Annotated in this window: 14 protein-coding genes and 1 pseudogene; 6 read left to right on the top strand and 9 right to left on the bottom strand. The window is 70.0% G+C overall.

Annotation, left to right across the window (positions count from 1 at the left end; all coding sequences use genetic code 11):
• The first annotated feature begins 165 nt into the window (after window positions 1–165).
• Window positions 166–1,035 (top strand): helix-turn-helix transcriptional regulator, encoded by an 870-nt coding sequence (locus ACH45E_RS24955; protein WP_361439570.1) that lies wholly within the window; start codon window positions 166–168, stop codon window positions 1,033–1,035.
• Window positions 1,036–1,294: 259 nt separating this feature from the next.
• Here the strand turns inward: ACH45E_RS24955 and ACH45E_RS24950 are convergent, their stop codons facing one another.
• From ACH45E_RS24950 to ACH45E_RS24940, 3 genes are all read right to left on the bottom strand, one after another.
• A complete protein-coding gene (locus ACH45E_RS24950) occupies window positions 1,295–1,846 on the bottom strand; it encodes a TetR/AcrR family transcriptional regulator (protein WP_361439568.1) in 552 nt (183 codons plus the stop codon).
• Window positions 1,847–1,988: 142 nt separating this feature from the next.
• Window positions 1,989–3,380, bottom strand: a complete 1,392-nt coding sequence (locus ACH45E_RS24945) for an amidase (protein ID WP_361439566.1) — start codon at window positions 3,378–3,380, stop codon at window positions 1,989–1,991.
• A complete protein-coding gene (locus ACH45E_RS24940; protein ID WP_361439564.1) occupies window positions 3,367–3,573 on the bottom strand; it encodes a hypothetical protein in 207 nt (68 codons plus the stop codon). The genes ACH45E_RS24945 and ACH45E_RS24940 overlap by 14 nt, the downstream gene beginning before the upstream one ends.
• A gap of 517 nt (window positions 3,574–4,090) precedes the next feature.
• Between ACH45E_RS24940 and ACH45E_RS24935 the strand changes: the two genes are divergently transcribed.
• Both ACH45E_RS24935 and ACH45E_RS24930 read left to right on the top strand, forming a co-directional pair.
• Window positions 4,091–4,969 carry an MBL fold metallo-hydrolase gene (locus ACH45E_RS24935; protein WP_361439562.1) on the top strand — a complete coding sequence of 293 codons (879 nt, stop codon included), beginning with the start codon at window positions 4,091–4,093 and terminating at the stop codon, window positions 4,967–4,969.
• A gap of 113 nt (window positions 4,970–5,082) precedes the next feature.
• Window positions 5,083–5,298: pseudogene (locus ACH45E_RS24930) on the top strand (nucleotidyl transferase AbiEii/AbiGii toxin family protein); the annotation flags it as partial.
• An 80-nt stretch (window positions 5,299–5,378) separates the two neighbouring features.
• Here the strand turns inward: ACH45E_RS24930 and ACH45E_RS24925 are convergent.
• Together ACH45E_RS24925 and ACH45E_RS24920 are read right to left on the bottom strand one after the other, a co-directional pair.
• Complete coding sequence (locus tag ACH45E_RS24925) at window positions 5,379–6,323, bottom strand: hypothetical protein (protein ID WP_361439560.1); 945 nt, start codon at window positions 6,321–6,323, stop codon at window positions 5,379–5,381.
• A gap of 1 nt (window position 6,324) precedes the next feature.
• The gene (locus ACH45E_RS24920; RefSeq protein ID WP_361439558.1) at window positions 6,325–6,723 is read right to left on the bottom strand and encodes a hypothetical protein; all 399 of its coding nucleotides are present in this window, start codon (window positions 6,721–6,723) and stop codon (window positions 6,325–6,327) included.
• A 324-nt stretch (window positions 6,724–7,047) separates the two neighbouring features.
• On the opposite strand from ACH45E_RS24920, the gene ACH45E_RS24915 reads away from it, so the two are divergent.
• Window positions 7,048–10,521 carry a CHAT domain-containing protein gene (locus tag ACH45E_RS24915; RefSeq protein ID WP_361439556.1) on the top strand — a complete coding sequence of 1,158 codons (3,474 nt, stop codon included), beginning with the start codon at window positions 7,048–7,050 and terminating at the stop codon, window positions 10,519–10,521.
• A gap of 414 nt (window positions 10,522–10,935) precedes the next feature.
• Here ACH45E_RS24915 and ACH45E_RS24910 read toward each other — a convergent pair whose 3' ends face one another.
• Window positions 10,936–12,264, bottom strand: a complete 1,329-nt coding sequence (locus ACH45E_RS24910; protein ID WP_361439554.1) for a TRAM domain-containing protein — start codon at window positions 12,262–12,264, stop codon at window positions 10,936–10,938.
• 102 nt (window positions 12,265–12,366) lie between these two features.
• Window positions 12,367–14,424 carry an APC family permease gene (locus ACH45E_RS24905; protein WP_361439552.1) on the bottom strand — a complete coding sequence of 686 codons (2,058 nt, stop codon included), beginning with the start codon at window positions 14,422–14,424 and terminating at the stop codon, window positions 12,367–12,369.
• Between the two features lie 521 nt (window positions 14,425–14,945).
• Here ACH45E_RS24905 and ACH45E_RS24900 point away from each other — a divergent pair.
• Together ACH45E_RS24900 and ACH45E_RS24895 are read left to right on the top strand one after the other, a co-directional pair.
• Entirely contained in the window at window positions 14,946–15,617 is a 672-nt protein-coding gene (locus ACH45E_RS24900; RefSeq protein ID WP_361439550.1) for a TrkA family potassium uptake protein, read from the top strand.
• The gene (locus ACH45E_RS24895) at window positions 15,617–16,288 is read left to right on the top strand and encodes a TrkA family potassium uptake protein (protein ID WP_361439548.1); all 672 of its coding nucleotides are present in this window, start codon (window positions 15,617–15,619) and stop codon (window positions 16,286–16,288) included. Before ACH45E_RS24900 ends, ACH45E_RS24895 begins: the two co-directional genes overlap by 1 nt.
• Before the next feature lie 339 nt (window positions 16,289–16,627).
• Here the strand turns inward: ACH45E_RS24895 and ACH45E_RS24890 are convergent, their stop codons facing one another.
• A complete protein-coding gene (locus tag ACH45E_RS24890; protein ID WP_361456644.1) occupies window positions 16,628–17,413 on the bottom strand; it encodes a DUF3159 domain-containing protein in 786 nt (261 codons plus the stop codon).
• Between the two features lie 3 nt (window positions 17,414–17,416).
• A complete protein-coding gene (locus ACH45E_RS24885) occupies window positions 17,417–17,815 on the bottom strand; it encodes an OB-fold nucleic acid binding domain-containing protein (RefSeq protein WP_159536198.1) in 399 nt (132 codons plus the stop codon).
• Window positions 17,816–18,218: the final 403 nt, after the last annotated feature.

The following is an 18,218-nucleotide window of genomic DNA, read 5'->3' as shown; positions in this document are numbered from 1 at the left end:
GCGGGGATCGGTGAGCCGCAGCCGTCGCGAGGAACGACTGCTCACGGCCGAGCCTCACACGCGAGGGCGGGCGCGAAAAGCGGAGAGAAATATCCCAGGATGGGAACATCCTGGGAGGAAATTCTCCCCCCTTACGCAGGTGCGATCGATGTCATCCTGGGAAGCATGACCGCCAACGCTCCCCTCAATGAGCTGGGAGAATTCCTCAAGAGGCGCCGCTCGGAGCTGAGCCCGCGCACAGTCGGACTGCCCGAGACCGACAGGCCCCGCCGGGTGGAGGGGCTGCGCCGCGAGGAGGTCGCCCAGCTCGCCAGCATCAGCACCGACTACTACACCCGTCTGGAGCAGGGCCGTATGCAGGCGTCGGCGCCCGTGCTGGATGTCCTCGCCCGGGTGCTCCATCTGGATGACGACGAGCGGGGCTACCTCTTCCAGCTCGCCGGAAAGACCACCACCCGCACCCGGCGCCGCGGACGGCAGAAGGTCCAGCCACAGTTGCAGCGGGTCCTGGACGACCTCACCGCCACTCCGGCCATCGTGCAGGGCCGACGCGGGGACATCCTCGCCTGGAACGCACTGGCCGCCGCCCTGGTCACCGACTTCTCCCGCCTCGCGGAAAAGCACCGCAACTACCCGCGGATCATCTTCACCGACTCCGCCATGCGCACCCTGTACGCCGACTGGGAGAGCTCCGCGCACATCGCCGTCGCCCAACTGCGCATGGAGGCCGCGAAGTATCCCGAGGACCCGCGCCTGATCGAGCTGGTCGGTGAACTGTCCCTGCGCGACAAGCAGTTCGCCCGCTGGTGGGGCGAACACCACGTCGCCGCCCGCACCGTGGGCACGAAGACCCTCAACCATCCCGTCGTCGGCGAACTCGTCCTTGACTGGGACACCCTGACCGCCAACACGGACCCCGACCAGAATCTGACCGTCTGGACCGCCGAGCCCGGCTCCCCCACCCACGAACGACTGCGCATCCTGGCCTCCTGGGCCGCCGACCAGGACCTGCCGGCCTCCTCCCCCGCCGGCTGACCGCGACATCGGGCAAAGGGCCGTGGCCGCGGCACACACGCAGGTGGAACCGATCAGCACAGATGGGGACTCCGGACAGGCCCTGGTGCAAGGACCGCCCGGAGTTCCCGCCGGTTGGCGGTTTCTCTGCCCGTCAGACGACCATCCACTGCTGGTCGGCGCCGGCGGCGCACGTTGCCTGGTCCAGGGCGGCACCGTTGGCGGTCGACGCCCCGGCGACCTCCTGGGTGGGGCGAGCGCCCGCCTCGATCTGCAGGGCTTACACGGCGTTCGTCACGAGTTCACGCGCGTATGCGGCGTCCAGTCGGCCAGGGCGGAAGAGGATGCGGTACATGATCGGCGCCACGACACGGTCGATCAGCAGTTCCGTCTCGGGCACCGGCTCCCCCCGCTGCACCGCACGGGCCAACACGGCGTCGATCTGCTCTGCGGCATACGCCGAACACTGACCGGCATTGGCGCCGTCGGGGTCGCCGAGCAGGGCGTCCCGGATGTAGGCACGCCCGGGCGGCGAGGCCATCTCGTCGAGGAACTGTTCCGCCCACGCGTCGAGATCGGCCCGCAGGCTTCCGAGATCGGCCGGATCCGTTTCCGGGCGCAGTCGTTCGACGGCCACGTCGGACAGGAGTTCCTGCAGGTCGCCCCAACGACGGTAGATCGTGGAGGGGGTCACGCCCGCCCGAGTGGCCACCATCGGGACTGTGAGCGCGTCGCGGCCCACCTCCTCTACGAGTTCACGTACCGCCGCATGGACGGACTCCTGTACGCGTGCGCTGCGCCCGCCGGGGCGGGCCATGGGCCTGGGACTCATGACCTCCACCTTAATGCGAATTTGTTGCTTCTAGCCGATGGCCGGCGTCGGCGACCCGCAGGGCTACGCATCCGGGCGCCCGAGCACGGCGGACGCCCCTGCGGCGACGCAACCGCATGCCGGCTGGAACGTCCGCCCTCCCTCAGGCAGCGAGGGGAGCAAGCCGCCCCGCGCCGGCCACCGACTCCTCGTAGACCCGGCCCACACGGAGCACCGTCGCGTCGTGGAAGGGGCGCGCCATCAGCTGCATACCGATCGGCAGTCCGGCGCGGTCGTGACCGACCGGCAGGGTGAGGGCCGGGACGCCGGTGATGTTGGCGGGAGCGCAGAGGCGGACGTAGCTGTCCGACACGGCCTCGGTCGTGCCATCGGCCCACTCGACGGCTTCCTGCCCCGCCTCGGTGGCGGTCATCGGCACCGTCGGCGCGGCGAGGACGTCGATTCCGTCGAACATGCGAGCCCAGGTGTCTCGCATCATGGTGCGGGCCCGCTGAGCGCGGAGGTAGTCGCCCGCAGAGGTGAGTTCGCCGGCCTCCAGCAGGATGCGAACGTCCGCCGCGTACAGGTCGGGGGTGGCCCGCAGCGACCGCTCGTGGTACGCGGTGGCCTCGGGAACCATCAGCCCCCACTGAACGGCCTGAATGTAACGCGCCATCGGGATCTCGACGTCGACGAGCTCCGCCCCCAGCTCCGCCAGCCGCTCGATCGCACCGCGTACGGACTCCTCGACCTCGGGCGTGACCCGGTCGAAGTAGTGGTTCCGCGGTACGCCGACCTTCAGTCCTCGCAGGTCCCCTCCCGGGAAGCGGTCCGGCATCGGGCCGGACACACTCGCCGGGTCGCGCGGGTCATGGCCGGCGGTCGCCGACAGCACCAGCGCGACGTCCTGGACGGTGCGGGTGAGAGGGCCCACGTGGTCCAGGGACCAGGACAGCGAGGTCACGCCTGTGCGTGGGACCAGACCGTAGGTCGGCTTGAGGCCCACGACGCCGTTCAGGGCCGCGGGGACCCGGATGGAACCGCCCGTGTCCGTGCCCATGGCGAACGTCGCCCCGCCGGCGGCGACAGCTACCGCCGAGCCACCGCTCGACCCACCCGCAACCCGGGCGTGGTCCCAGGCGTTGTTCGTCTGCGGAGTGGTCAGGCCATAGGCGAACTCGTGCGTGTGCGTCTTGCCCAGGAGGACGGCCCCGGCGGCGCCGAGCCGTTCGGCCACCCGGCTGTCGCGTTCCGCCACGTGCCCTGCCCGGACGTGCGAGCTCGCCGTGGTGGGCATCCCCTCTGCGTCGATCAGATCCTTGAGCGCCATGGGGATCCCGTGCAGCGGCCCGCGCGGTCCGCTTCCGGAGATCTCCCGTTCGGCGCGGACCGCTGCGGCCAGGGCCGCGTCGGCGGCGACGGTGACGTAGGCGCCCAGCCGTCCTTCGACGGCGGCGATACGGGCGAGCACCGATTCGGTGAGTTCGACGGGGGACAGCTCCCGTGCGCGCACCGCACGGGAGGCTTCGCTCAGCGACAGCTCAAACGGCTGCATCGGCGTTCAACTCTCCGGCTCGGTAGGAGGACGCGGGAGGGATCTCGCCGAAATCGAGCTCGCGCAACGTGCTGATCACGGAGTGGATGTGGTTGGCCGTCATGGCCACTCCTTCGTGTCGGCCGTCCCCGAGGGGGAGCCCCGCCCGCAGCGCCCCTCGGGCTGCCTCCTGTGGGGTGAGTTCGCCGGTCATGGCTTCCTTCCGGATCTGTGCGGCGTGACGGGCCGGGGCTGGCACAGGACCTCCGACCACCGTAAACGCGAATCGTTTGCTTTAGTCGATCGTAGGACCTACGATGCCTTAAAGCAAACGAATCGCTTTTAGCACGGGAAGGACCCTCATGCAGAGCGTCCCCGCGGGCCTCGCGCCTCCCCGCACCTCCCCCTTCCCGACGGACCCGAATACGCCGGCGGCCTGGTCTTCTTCACGCTGACGGCCGTCGCCGCCCCGACGGTGTACTTCACGCGCAGGCTGCGTGCCGACGTCTCCGCTCTTGTCGGCAGCTGCGCGGTGATTCCGGCGGCCGTCCCGGCCGTGGGCGCCCTCCATCTCGCCGACCCCGTACTTGTCTTCACCGGGGGCGGCGCTGGCCGGGTTCGGCTTCGGAGCCGTCTTCCGTCCTCGCGAGCCACAACAGGTAAGGAAGGTCTTCGTGTTCACCTCATCGCAAACGACCAGGTCCACTACTCTCCCCGCCTCATCCTGGACGGTGGGCAACCACACCGTGCGACGCATCGACGAAGTGGCCCTGCCCGCCCGGACCGGTCCGTGGCTGCTGCCCGGGGCAACCACCGACCTCGTGAGCGGGACTCCCTGGCTGAGCCCCGAATTCGCCGACGAACAAGGCGTCCTGCGCCTGGCGAGTCACAGCTTCGCCGTCGAGGTGGACGGCATGCGGGTGCTGGTGGACACCGGCATCGGAAACGGGAAGCGGCGCTCCAACCCCGCCTGGCACAACCTGAACAGCGACTACGAAGCACGGCTACGGGCGGCGGGCTTCGCGCCGGAGAGCGTCGACGTCGTGATCCTGACCCACCTCCACGCCGACCACGTGGGGTGGAACACGCGTGCCGAGGGCGACGCCTGGGTGCCCACCTTCCCGAACGCGCGCCATCTCACCTCACGCACCGAGTGGGACTACTGGGCGGGTGTCGACATGGAGGAGGCGCGTCGACAGATGTTCCGGGACTCGGTCCATCCCGTCCGGGAAGCAGGTCTGTTCGACCTCATCGATGTCGCGGACGAGGGCACGGACGTCGCGCCGGGCATCCGTCTGCTGCCCACCCCCGGCCACACACCGGGGCAGGTAGCGGTGGAACTGAGCAGCCGTGGCGAGACCGCACTGGTCACCGGCGACAGCATCCACCACCCGGTCCAGATGGCGCATCCGGAGCTCTGCAGCTGTGTGGACGTCGCTCCCGAACTCGCGGCCAGGACCCGGAACCAGATGCTCGGCTCACTGGCCGGTACGTCAACTCTCGTGCTGGGGAGCCACTTCCCGCCGCCGACCGCCGGACACGTGCGACGCGAGGACGGCGGGTACCGACTGGCCCCGGCTCCCTCAGGGGTCACGCCCAACGGCGGTTGAAGCGGATCGGAGCACCCGGGACGGCCGCGCACGAGTCGCGCCGAGTCCGTGCGGGTGACGTCCTGGGCGTCCGCGACCGGGCGGCCCGGGAGCGGATGTGAGACTCCTCCGGCATGCGCTCCGTCGTCACCGATGGGGGCCGGAAGCATCCCTTGGTCCTCACCGGCGGATGCCGTGCGGGCGCACCGCCTCGTGAACCGCCCCAGCCAGGACCTCGATGTCGCCACCGAGAGCCCGGCGCCCATGGCCGACATCGCGGCACGCTCCGCGCCGGCCTGGAAGCCCGCGGCTGGTCCGACCAGCAGATGAAGCACACCAGGTTGGCCGCTACGCCTCGCCTCGGCGGCCGAGGCGAGGGCGGTTGGGAGCCGAGAGCAAGCGGATGACTGTCCCGGCGTGGCAACCCTTGTCAGCTGCCTGTCGAGACGGGAGGAGGCAAAGGCTCGCTCCGGAGGTGGTGGGTGAGGCGGGCGCCGAGATCGGGGGTGAGAGGGTCGGCGTGGTCGAACCCGAGCTGAGCAGCCAGGTCAGGGATGTGGAGGCGGGCGGCCACGTCGAGGAGACGAGCGTAGGTGTCCACACAACTGCGGGTGCGGTGCCTGGCGGCCGCCGCCAGGACCAAGGTCACCGGGGCGGCCGGCCACCACCACCAAACGGGCAGTGCGTACAGCACGGCCCAGCCGGCCAGGGTCGTGGCGCGGGCCAGCGCGGCTCGGGCCTCGGAGATCCGGGTGCCCAGAGCCTCGGGAAGGACAGGTTCGAGGTAGGGCCATAGGGTGGCGAGGTCCAGGCTGTGGTCACGGTCCAGGCGCAGGGCGACGGCCTGGACGCGGTCCCCGCTCCAGGTCGGCCGCTCGGGCCGTTCCAGGGCGATTCGGGTGCGCCTTGCGAGAGCTGCGCGCCCCACCGCGGGATCGGGCCGGTCATCAGGGTCGGGCGCGAGGGTGAGCCGCTGCTGCTCGTGGTAGACGCGGTGGGCGTCGTCCCAGCGACGCTGCCTGCGCCGTACCCACCAGTCAGCCAGAACCGGCAGCCCGAGCGGCCACGCCTTCCAGCCGACTGCCAGAACCAGGCGTTCGACCAGCGCACCAGCTGCCTCGGCGAAAAGCCCGGCCGCGGCCGAAGCGATCAGAATCGCCCCCACCAGCACGATCTGCCCGCCGACCCCGGTCACGGCCGGCTGCTTGGCGACAGTCGTCACCTCCTGGACCAGCATTGCGGCATCCAGGGCGTGCCGTTGACCCAGGGTGTGCGCGGCAGCGGCCGTGGCAACGTAGAGCACCCCGGGCAGGACCAGCAGTGACAGCCACCGGTCGGCGAGCTTCTTGCCCAGCTCAGTCCAGAGCCCGCCCACCTCAGACCAGCCGTTCCCGGATGAGTTCCCGCCGGTTGATCGAGCAGACCGGCCGGGCGACAGCCACTTCGCTGCCGTGCCGCCCAGTGCACTGCCGCAGTGGACACCGGAAGACGATCTCCAGCGGCTCCAGACCGCTCAGCTCTCCAGCACGGCCCTGACCGGCACCGTGGATGCTCACGAAACCGTCGGTCGCGGCCCTGAGCGCCGCATCGACCTCGGCCAACAGTCGTGCGGCCTGCGTCGCGTCGACACCGCAGGCCGCACGCAGCCGCGCCAATGGCGTCGACGGATCGAGACCATCGTCGCCGAGCAGCTCCCGCAACTCCTCGAAATGAGCGCACACATACGCCAGTCCCGCCGCATCCCCGCCCGACAACCCGACCTCCCCGTCCTCCACCGGAGCATGGTCCCACCAAGCCCTCTCCGAGAGTGGGCAATTGCCACGAAAACCCTTTCACCCCCTATCCACCCCCTAGCCTGAGCCGGACGACGCGGCCACGCGAGACAGGGGTTACCGGTGAAGAGGGACGAGGAACCCACTGAGGGTTTACTGAACGCCGATTCCGTGGAATCCGCCGGACTGGTGCATCACCACATCCACGCATACTTCAGCACGGACGACCCTCAAATCGCGCTCGCAGCACCGCCGTTGTGCGCCGCAGGCTCGCTGATCCATGAGATCAGCGGGCGACTGTACGAAGATTCCGTAACCGAGGACGACGTGGCGCTCGCCCGCCTGGTGGGCGTCCTGCTCGACATCCGTCTCCAGGCTCTCGGCGAGGAACAGACCCCCTTCGACTATCACGCATGGCTGTCCGTGTTCGGGCTCCTGTACGCGATCGCTCCGCAGGTCGTTCCCGAGGGCCTCGCCGACGCGTTCGCCGACGCGCCTCCCCCTGTGCCGGAACCGCACACCCTGCTGAGCGCGATCGGCATGGTCCTGCTCCGCGAATGCGGACGGACCAAGGACGCGCAGGTCCCCGGCACCGCAATCTCCTTGCTGGAGGCCGCGTCGCGGACTGCGCCTGAGGAAGAGCAGCCTGCAATCCGGTTCAACCTGGGCAGTTCCTGGATGGAACTGAGCGAGGTCCTCGGCACACCCGAAGGACTCAAAGTAGCCGCCCACCACATGGACCAGGCGGCAAGCGCGGCCGAAGGCAATCCGGAAAGGTCGCGGATGTGGGACAGCCTCGCGAACGTCCAGGACGCCCTGTTCGACCACAACCACGACATCGCCGACCTCGACAAAGCGATCGGCGCCCGACGAGCGATGGTGAACGAGATCCTCCCCGAGACCGGTTGGTGGTTCCAGCTCGGGGTCCTCCTATGGAAGCGGTACCAGCACACCCGCGTCGAGAGATATCTGAATGAGGCAATCGACGCGGCCGCTCGCGAGACCAGGATCACGCCCAGCGAGCACCCGGTCCTGCCCGGAGTGCTGGGCAGCCTCGGGAACATGCTGCTTGCCCGCTACGCCGCCACCAGCGACCTGGACGAACTGGAGGCCGCTCTGGCCGCCACGGCCGCAGGCGAGCGGCTCGCGCAGCCGGAGCATCCGCAACGCGCGGCGCTGCACCGGAACACGCATGCCTTGCGGCAGCGCTACGCGCTGGCCCTGAGCGGTCAACCCCAGCCTGCGTATACCGGGTTAGACCTCGAGCCGCCGGAACCAGACGTCCTCGTGACTCTCGCCGAGAGTCTGCTCAGCCAGTTCATCCGCTTCGGCGACTCGGAGGATGCGGAGGCGGCGCTGCGGCTTTCTCGGGAGGCGCTCGCCGTGATCCCCGGACATGCCCCCGCCCTGTCCGCAAAGTCCGCCGCACTGTTCCACCGCTTTCGTCTCATGGCCGAGCCAGCCGATCTCGCCGAAGCGTTCGACTCCGCCTCCGCGGCACTCGCAGCCACCCCCGACGACGCTCCCGTCCGTGTCGACCGTCTGGCCGCCCTCGCGTCCATCGTGCGTATCCGGTTCGAGACCGTGGGCAACCTGGAGGACCTCACCGCCGCAATCGACGCGGCCGACGCCGCTGTCAGCCTTGCCGACCGCCTGGGTGCCACCGAGCACACAGCGCCGGCCGTCCTCAGCGGCCTCCTGCTCGCCCGATTCGTCACCTTGCGCCACCGCGGGGATATCGACCAAGCGATCGCGGCCGCCCACAAGGCAGTGGAGACCGCGCCGCCCGGCCCAGAGACTGGTCGCGCGCTGACCCACCTGGCCGCCGCCCTGCACGCCCGCTACCACGCCCTCGAGCAGCGGGAGGACTTGGACAGTGCGCTGGCCACCCTCCGCACGGCGATCGCGGCCACGCCGTCCACCCACGTGGACTACCCCATCATGCGGCTCAAACTCGCCGTGGCTCTTCGCGACGGCGACGACCGGGATGACCTCGACGCCTCGGTGCTCATCCTCCGCCAGACGGCACGGGAGCTCGCCACCCGCAGTCCCGACGACCCCAATCTCGCCCACCTGGAGTCAGAGCTCGGACTGACCCTCATGAGGCGACGGTTCGAGGGCGGCGGCCCGGCCGAGGATGTGTACGACGCCCTGGCATCCTTCCGAGCCTCCACCGCCAACGTGACTGCCTCGACGCGAACCCGTCTGTTCTCGGCCTTCCACTCGGGCAAACTGAGCATGCTGACCGGCGACCCCAGGGGCGCGCTCGCCGACTACCGTACGGCGATCGAACACCTGCTGCCCCGGCTGGCGGACCGAGGCATCCCCCGGGCATCCCGGCTGGCGCAGATCGCACAACTGCCCTTGCTGGCCAGCGATGCCGCAGCGGCCGCGATCGCCGCCGACGACCCGCGCGGTGCCGTCCGGCTGTTGGAGCAGGGTCGCTCGGTGATCTGGTCCCAACTGATGCAGACCCGCACCGACCGGAACGCGCTGCGTGCCGAGCATCGCTCGCTGGCAGAGGAGTTCGATGCGATCTGCGCCGATCTGGAAGGCAGCTGGCCCGGTCTGGACGGCAATCACACCGGGGTACCCGGGATCGGTTCGCGGCGCTGGGGGCTCAGCGAACAGTTCGACGACATCCTGGCTCGCATCCGCAGTCTCCCCAACTTCGACGACTTCCTCGAGCCGCCGTCCTTCGAATTCCTGCACCGCGCTGCCGACGACGGCCCGGTCGCGATCATCAACATCAGCAGCCACCGCTGTGACGCCCTCCTGCTCACCTCCGCCCCGGGCAAAGACCCGATCAGACTGGTCAAACTGCCCCACGTCACCGCCGAGGACATCGAACTCAGCGCCGCCGGCTTCCTCGACGCCATCAGCCGACTGAACAAGCCCGGGCTCGCTCTCGGCCCCATCGAAGCCCACGCTCTGGGAACCCGGATCACGGACACACTGCACCGGCTCTGGGAGGACATCGCCGAGCCCGTCCTCGCCGAACTCGGCCTGGATCAGCCGGGTGCGGTGGTGCCCCGCATGTGGTGGTGCCCCACCGGTCCCCTGGCCCTCCTCCCCCTGCACGCCGCCGGGCCCAGGAACGGCCCGCGGGTCATCGACCGAGTGATCTCCTCCTATACCCCCACCCTGGGCGCACTCGTCCGGGCCAGATCGCACCGCCCTTCCCGGCGGCCGCAACTGCTTGCAGTAGGGGTGGCCGACGCACCGAAAAACGACGAAACCACCACGCCCCTGACCGACCTGGCCGGCGTCCGGAGCGAACTGTCCGTGCTGGGGGAGCTCTTCGGCGACGGGCACACCCTCCGGGCCGAGGAGCAGGCTGTCATGCCTGCCGTCCTGTCCGCTCTGCCCTCGCATCCATGGGTCCACTTCGCCTGCCACGGCATACACGACCCGGACGACCCCGCCAACAGTCACCTGGTCCTGTACGACGGCCCCCTATCCGTGACGAGCATCGCCGAACAGGACCTCTCCGGCGCGGAACTCGCCTTCCTCTCCGCGTGCCACACCGCCCGTGGCACCAGCGCCCTCGCCGACGAGGCGATCCATCTCGCCGCCGCTTTCCAACTCGCGGGCTTCCAGCACGTCGTCGGCACCCTCTGGAGGCTCGCCGACGGTCCGGCGCCTGCAATCACACGTGAGTTCTACCTGGCTCTGAAAACCTCGGACCAGGGAGCGGGCGGCAGTGCCCGCGCTCTCCACGACGCCGTCCAGCGACTCCGCCAGGACCCCGCACACGCCTCACGCCTGAATTGGGCCTGCTACGTCCACGTGGGCCCGTAGCTCTCCAGAACCGTCCCAACCGCAGGCGCGCCCTTGTCCAATATCACTCTCTGAGAGCCAGGACCGCGACTGATCATCATGCGCTAGACCGCCCGCGGTTCACCGGCTCGGCTTGCCCCGCATCGAGCAAGCCGAGCCTCTCCCCATCCTGGGCAGGCGTTCCCGCGTCCGTCAGTCGACGGGCCCGCGAAGGAAACACCTGATGCTCCGTCAAAACGGGCGTCAAAGGAGCGTCGGGACAACTCCTGACCGCCCTCGCGGTGCCAGGGCGACGCATCGGTCATCCCACGGTCCGTGCCAGGAACCCGCAGGTCAGCTGTACTCCTCGCTTCCGCGGCACAGTCCACATGATGCACTTCGGGAAACAGGTCGAGCACCACCGACCACATCTGGAAGACCCAAGAAAGTCGCAGGTCAGAGCCCCTTTGCAGCAGGCTCCAAAATCGCCACGCACTCCACATGCGACGTCATCGGAAACAGATCGAACGCCCGAAGCGTCCGCACCCGGTACCCGCCCTCGCGGAAGTACGCGATGTCGCGGGCCAGCGCGGCGGGATCGCAGGCCACGTAGGCGATGCGGCGGGCGGCCAGGGAGGCGAGGTGGGCGACCGTCGTGCGGCCCGCGCCCGCTCGCGGGGGGTCGAGGACGATGAGGTCGACCTCGGTGATGCCGGTGCGGGGGAGGACGGACTCGACCTTGCCCTGTTCGATGCGGACGCGGGGGAAGTCGGCGAGGTTGTGGCGGGCGTCCTCGACCGCGCGCTTGCCGGACTCGATGCCGAGGACCGCGCCGGTCTCGCCGAGGCGGTCGGCGAGGGCGCCGGCGAAGAGGCCGACGCCGCAGTAGAGGTCGAGGGCCATCTCGCCCTTGCGGGGCAGCAGGCCCTGCATGACCGCGGTGACCAGGGTGTCCGCGGCCTTGGGGTGGACCTGCCAGAAGCCGCCGGCTCCGACGCGGTGGGTGCGGCCGTCCGCGCGTTCGCGGACGAAGGGGCGGCCGTGGACGCGGTGGACGCCGCCGGACCTCTCGTCGACCCGGAGGACCGAGACGGGCTTGTCGAGTTCGACCAGCGGGAGGCGGGCACCGGGGCGCGGGGTGAGGACCACCTGGCGGTCCTGGGAGCCGGTCGCCGCGATCGCCTCGACCACGTCCATGCCGGTCCAGTCGCGCTTCTCGATGCCCAGCTCGCTGACGCCCGCCGCGGCGATCATGCAGTGGTCGATCCGCTCGACCTCGTGCGAGCGGTGGCGCCGCAGACCGGCGTGGCCGTCGGGGGCCACCGCGTACTGCACCCGCGTCCGCCACTGGGGCACCTCGCCGGCGGGCAGCTTGTCGCCCTCGGCGGGTACGACGGTGCCGTCCCAGCCGGCCTCCTCCGGCGTGAGCCCGGCCAGCCGCTGGAGCTGTTCGGCGATCACCTCGCCCTTGAGGCGGCGCTGGGCGCCAGGCTTGGCGTGCTGCCAGTCGCAGCCGCCGCAGCGGCCGGGGCCGGCGTAGGGGCAGGGGGCGTCGATGCGGTCTTTGGAGGCATCGAGGACCTCGACGGCGTCCGCGCGCAGGAAGCGGGCGCCCTCCTCGCCCTCCGTCACCCGGGCCACCACACGCTCGCCGGGCAGCGCGTGCCGGACGAACAGGACCTGACCCTCGGCGGTGCGGGCGATGCAGTGACCGCCGTGGGCGACGGGGCCGATCTCGACCTCGTACTCCTCCCCCACCAGCGACTTCTTCGGTTCTGCCTGCATGGTGGGGTGACTCCAGATCGGGGAGGGACGGGGCGGCCCGCGGCGGGGGCCTGACAACAGCCCACCAGTCTACGTGCCGCCGTCCGGTCCCCGGCGCCCGCGTCAGTCCCTCGCGCTGGGCTGCTTCTCCGAGTGCGCCCGCTGCTCGGCCGGACCGCGGCGCACCGCACCCGGCGCGCTCCAGTCCTGCCGCCTGCGGGCCCGGAGCTTCGCCGCCTCGGAGGACTGCAACTGGTACGGCACCGAGGTCACCATGATGCCCGGCGTGAACAGCAGGCGGCCCTTGAGGCGCAGCGCGCTCTGGTTGTGCAGCAGGTGCTCGTACCAGTGGCCGACCACGTACTCGGGGATGATCACCGAGACCGCGTCGCGCGGCGACTCCTTCCGCAGGCCCTTGACGTACTCGATGATCGGGCGGGTGATCTCGCGGTAGGGCGAGTCCAGCACCTTCAGCGGTACGTCGATGCCGCGCCGCTCCCACTCCTCGCGCAGCGCCTTCGTCTCCGCCGGGTCGACGTTGACGGTGAGCGCCTCCAGGGAGTCCGAGCGCATCAGCTTGGCGTAGGCGAGGGCACGCAGCGCCGGGCGGTGGATCTTCGAGATCAGCACGACCGAGTGGACGCGGGACGGCCTCAGGCTGTCGTCGCTCGGGCCCTCGGGAGCCGCGAGCTCCTCGGACACCCGGTCGTAGTGCTTACGGATCGCCGTCATCGTCACGTAGAAGATGCACATGCCGAGCAGCGCCACCCAGGCGCCGTGTGTGAACTTCGTGACGAGGACGACGACCAGCACCAGGCCGGTGAAGAAGGCGCCGAAGGCGTTGATCGCGCGGGAGCGCATCATGTGGCGGCGCTTGTTCGGGTCCTGCTCGGTGGCCAGGTGGCGGTTCCAGTGCCGGACCATGCCGGTCTGGCTGAGCGTGAAGGACACGAACACGCCGACGATGTACAGCTGGATCAGGCGGGTGGAGTCGGCGCCGTAGATGACGACGAGCAGGGCCGCCGCGCCGGCGAGCAGCACGATGCCGTTGGAGAAGGCCAGGCGGTCGCCGCGGGTGTGCAGCTGGCGCGGGAGGTAGCGGTCCTGGGCGAGGATCGAGCCGAGGAGCGGGAAGCCGTTGTACGCCGTGTTCGCGGCCAGGAACAGCACCAGGGCGGTGGCGGCGGCGAGCACGATGAACAGGAAGCTGCCCTTGCCGAACACCGCCTCGGCGACCTGGGAGATCACCGGGTTCTGGACGTAGCCGGAGCCGAGGGCGACACCGTTGTGGATCAGGTCGGTGGCCGGGTTCTCCGCCATGCGGACGTTGGTCGCCATGGCCAGGGCGATGATGCCGCAGAACATGGTGACCGCCAGCAGGCCCATCATGGCCAGCGTGGTCGCCGCGTTCTTCGACTTGGGCTTGCGGAAGGCCGGTACGCCGTTGGAGATCGCCTCGACGCCGGTGAGCGCGGCACAGCCGGAGGAGAAGGCGCGCAGCAGCAGGAAGACGAGGGCGAAGCCCGCCAGGCCCTGGTGCTCGGCCTTGATGTGGTAGTCGGCGGTGGGTGCGCGCATGGTGTCGCCGAGGACCAGGCCGCGGAAGGCGCCCCACGCGATCATGATGAAGACGCCGCCGACGAAAACGTACGTCGGGATCGCGAAGAGTTTGCCGGACTCCTTCACGCCGCGCAGGTTCATCAGGGTCAGCAGCACGATCACCGCGGTCGCGCAGAGCACCTTGTGCTCGACGACGAAGGGGACCGCGGAGCCTAGGTTCTCGATGCCGGAGGCGATGGAGACGGCGACGGTGAGGACGTAGTCGACGAGCAGCGCGCTGGCGACGGTGAGGCCGGCCTTGGGCCCGAGGTTGGTGGTGGCCACCTCGTAGTCGCCGCCGCCGCTGGGGTAGGCGTGCACGTTCTGCCGGTAGGAGGCGACCACGGTGAACATCAGCACGACGACCGCGACCGCGATCCAGGGGCTGAAGTGGTACGCCGACACGCCCGCGATGGAGAGGACCAGCAGCACCTCGCCGGGGGCGTACGCCACGGAGGACAGCGGGTCGGAGGCGAAGACGGGGAGTGCGATGCGCTTCGGCAGGAGTGTTTCGCCCAGCCGGTCACTGCGCAGTGCGCGCCCGATCAGGATCCGTTTGGGCACGTCGGTCAGTTTGGACACGAGAGAGGATCGTATGCCTTCGAACTGGCTGTCGCCCACCCGCCGTCTCGGTTATTCCCGACGAGTGAACTCACAGACGGTTGGAACTGCGGATTCCGTGGTCCGGCTGCCCACCGTGCCTAGATGGCAAACCCAGCCTGTCGCCGCCCCTCGGAGGTTCAATGCCCGTGACCGCAGAGCTGATCGGCGCTGTGACCGCCCTCGTCGGCCTCGGAATCCTGACGCTGTGGAGCGTGCGCAGCATCACGCGACGGTGAGCGGGCCCTTGGCTCTTCCTTTGGTCAAACCTTGGGCTGTCTTTGCCGAGGGGCCGGCTGTCGGTGCCTGCGGCTACCGTGGATTCGGGCACTCGAGAGCCGCGATCGGTACCCGCGGGGGATCACCGGCGGGTTTCCCCGGCATGATGTTGCCCGGCGGATCCGGAACGGGTCCCCCACCCGTTGCCCGGCGAGCCCGAGAGAAGGATATGAGCACGACGTTCACGCAAGTCAGCGGCCTAGCGAGGAGTGCGGAGTAGAACCGTGCACATCGTCATCATGGGCTGCGGGAGAGTGGGCTCCGCTCTTGCCCAGACCCTGGAGCAACAGGGCCATACGGTCGCCGTGATCGACCAGGACCCCACCGCCTTCCGCCGGCTCGGCCCGGGATTCGGCGGGCGCCGGGTCACCGGAGTCGGATTCGACCAGGACACTTTGCGCGAAGCGGGCATCGAGGAGGCCGGCGCCTTCGCCGCGGTCTCCAGCGGTGACAACTCGAACATCATCTCCGCGCGGGTGGCCCGCGAGATGTTCGGCGTGGAGAACGTGGCGGCCCGGATCTACGACCCCCGCCGCGCGGAGGTCTACCAGCGCCTGGGCATCCCCACCGTGGCCACGGTCCGCTGGACCGCCGACCAGATGCTGCGCCGTCTGCTGCCCTCGGGCGCGGAGCCGCTGTGGCGGGACCCCACCGGCGGGGTGCAGCTCGCCGAGGTGCACGCCTCGGCGAAGTGGGTCGGGCACAAGATCAGCAAGTTGCAGGAGGAGACGGGCGTCCGCGTGGCGTTCCTGACGCGCCTGGGTGAGGCGATGCTGCCCACCTCGCAGACGGTGCTGCAGGAGGGCGACCTGGTGCACGTGATGATGCGCTCGGACGACGTCGAGAAGGTCGAGGCGGCGTTCGCCGAGGGCCCGGAAGAGGAGGGCGGTCACTGATGAGGGTCGCCATTGCCGGTGCCGGCGCGGTCGGCCGCTCGATCGCGGGCGAGCTGCTGGAGAACGGCCACGAGGTCCTGCTGATCGACAAGGCCCCGACCGCCATCTCGGTGGAGCGGGTCCCGCAGGCGGAGTGGCTGCTCGCCGACGCGTGTGAGATCACGTCCCTGGACGAGGCGGCGCTCCAGCGCTGCAACGTCGTCATCGCCGCGACCGGCGACGACAAGGTCAACCTGGTCGTGTCGCTGCTCGCGAAGACGGAGTACGGCGTTCCGCGCGTCGTGGCCCGGGTGAACAACCCCAAGAACGAGTGGCTGTTCAACGAGTCCTGGGGTGTCGACGTCGCCGTCTCCACCCCGCGCCTGATGTCCGCCCTGGTCGAGGAGGCGGTGAGCGTCGGCGACCTGGTCCGGCTGCTCCGCTTCAGCCACGGCGACGCCAACCTCGTCGAGCTCACCCTGCCCGAGGAGTCGGCCCTGGCCGGCACCCAGGTCGGCGATGTCGAGTGGCCGCAGGACACCTCCCTGGTCACCATCATCCGCGGCAACCGCGTCCTCACCCCGTCCAAGGAGGACTCCCTGGAGCCGGGCGACGAACTGCTGTTCGTGGCCGCACAGGCCCGGGAGGAGCAGCTGGAGGACCTGCTGTCGGTGCGGCGGGAGGACGGCTGACGGTTGTCGGTTGACGGCTGACGGCTGACGAGGGGAACCTCGAGCGATACGAGGATGGGGGCGCCCAAGGATCTCTGGGCGCCCCCATCCTCGTACGGAAGCTGTGCGCGGCTCGGTGCGCCGCCGCTAGGGCCTGTCTGACAATTCCCGTCGTCCGCCCGAAGGGCGGGCCCCGCGGCGGCGATGGGGGTCCCCCCGCGCGAGCGCGTTCGAGCGTGGGGGAGCGTGCGATCGCAAGGCGCCGGAGCGCCCTCGTGGCGGAGCCACGTGGGTGGTTCGGCAACGCGGCGAGCGTGCGTGCCAGGCGTCGCGGGGCAGGCGGGAATTGTCAGACAGGCCCTAGGCCTCTCGGCGGTGCCGGCCCGCGCTCGGTGCCTCGCCGCGCTCCGTGGCCGCCGTGGCCGCCGCTGCCTTGCGCTCCTTCTCGGCCTGCTCCTCGGCCTCCATCTCCGCGAACACGTCGATCGGCGCGGGCGCCTTCGCGAGGAAGACCCAGGTGAGCCAGACGGCCAGCAGGAAGGGCGGGATCTTCAGGGCGATCAGCACCCAGCCGAGCTGCGCCGTGTTGGCCCACCAGTACAGCGGGAAGAGGATCGCGCACTTGGCCAGCAGGATCAGGCCCCAGGCCCAGCTGGCCTTGGCGTAGGCCGTCTTGCGGCCGGGATTGCGGGTGCGCCAGGAGAGGTTCTCCTTGAAGACCGGGCCGAGGATCAGGCCGATCAGGGGCACTCCGGCGAGGGTCGTGATGATGTACGCCAGGGCCAGGCCCAGCGTGTACAGCATGCCGGGGAGGTAGAAGTCCTTGGCGTTGCCCGTGAACATGGCGAAGACGACACCGAAGGCGACGCCGAAGACACCGCTGAAGGCGTGCTTGACGGTGTCCCTCATCGCCAGCCGGACCACGACCAGGATCACGGACACGGCCAGCGCGGCGATCGCGGACCAGTGCAGGTCCTTGTTGATCGTGAAGATGGTGACGAAGAGGAGACCGGGCAGGACGGTCTCGACCATGCCCCGGACACCGCCGAACGCCTCGAACAGCGCGGCCTCGGTCACCGCCCGCGCGTCGTCCGTCCGAGCCTCGTCCGCCTCTGTGTCTTCGGTCGGCTTGTCGAGTGACGTCACCGGCTACTCCCGTCCGAGGGGTCGCAGTTCGTACTTCGGGTTGAACAGCACGCGGCGGCCCCGGCTCATCGAGATCCGGCCCGATGCGATGAGCCTGCGCCCCGGTTCTATGCCCACGATGGAGCGCCTGCCCAGCCACACCACGTCCAGCGCGGCGGAGCCGTCGAACAGTTCGGCCTCCAGGGCCGGGACTCCGGCGCGCGGCCGCAGGGTGACCGTGCGCAACGTACCAGTTACGGTGACGATCTGCCGGTCCTGGCAGTCACCGATCCGGGTGCAGCCCGCGGTCTCGGCGTCCTCCCTGAGCTCCTCGGACTCCAGGTCCTCCTGTGACGAGGAAAGCCGGTCGAGCATGCGCCGGAACCGGCCGGCCGGCTTTTCGGAACGAGGAACAGCGCTCATGCCAGAAAGCGTACCGGGGCCCACTGACGCCCACGTAATCCCCGGCCGCGCGGCCCGGGTGAGCAGCGACCCGCGCGGGGCGACGGCCTGACTTCTGGAACCGGTAAGCCTACTTCTCGAACCGGTAGCCCGTCCCCGGCTCCGTGATACTGCATCCCCCGGGGGACCACCCCCGGACCCCCGGCAGCGACTCACCTCGCAGCCGCAGCCCACCCGGCACCACGACACCACGCCCCGGCAGCACCACGACCACCCCGGCCGCGCCTGATTTCTGGAACCGAAGCCTACTTCTCGAACCGGTAGCCCATCCCCGGCTCCGTGATACTGCATCCCCCGGGGGACCACCCCCGGACCCCCGGCAGCGACTCACCTCGCAGCCGCAGCCCACCCGGCACCACGACAC

This window comes from Streptomyces sp. NPDC020299, from assembly GCF_044387825.1.
In the GTDB taxonomy this organism is placed as follows: Bacteria; Actinomycetota; Actinomycetes; order Streptomycetales; family Streptomycetaceae; genus Streptomyces.
The sequence above is the reverse complement of the archived record's forward strand: the minus strand, read 5'-3'. Positions and strand labels throughout refer to the sequence as shown.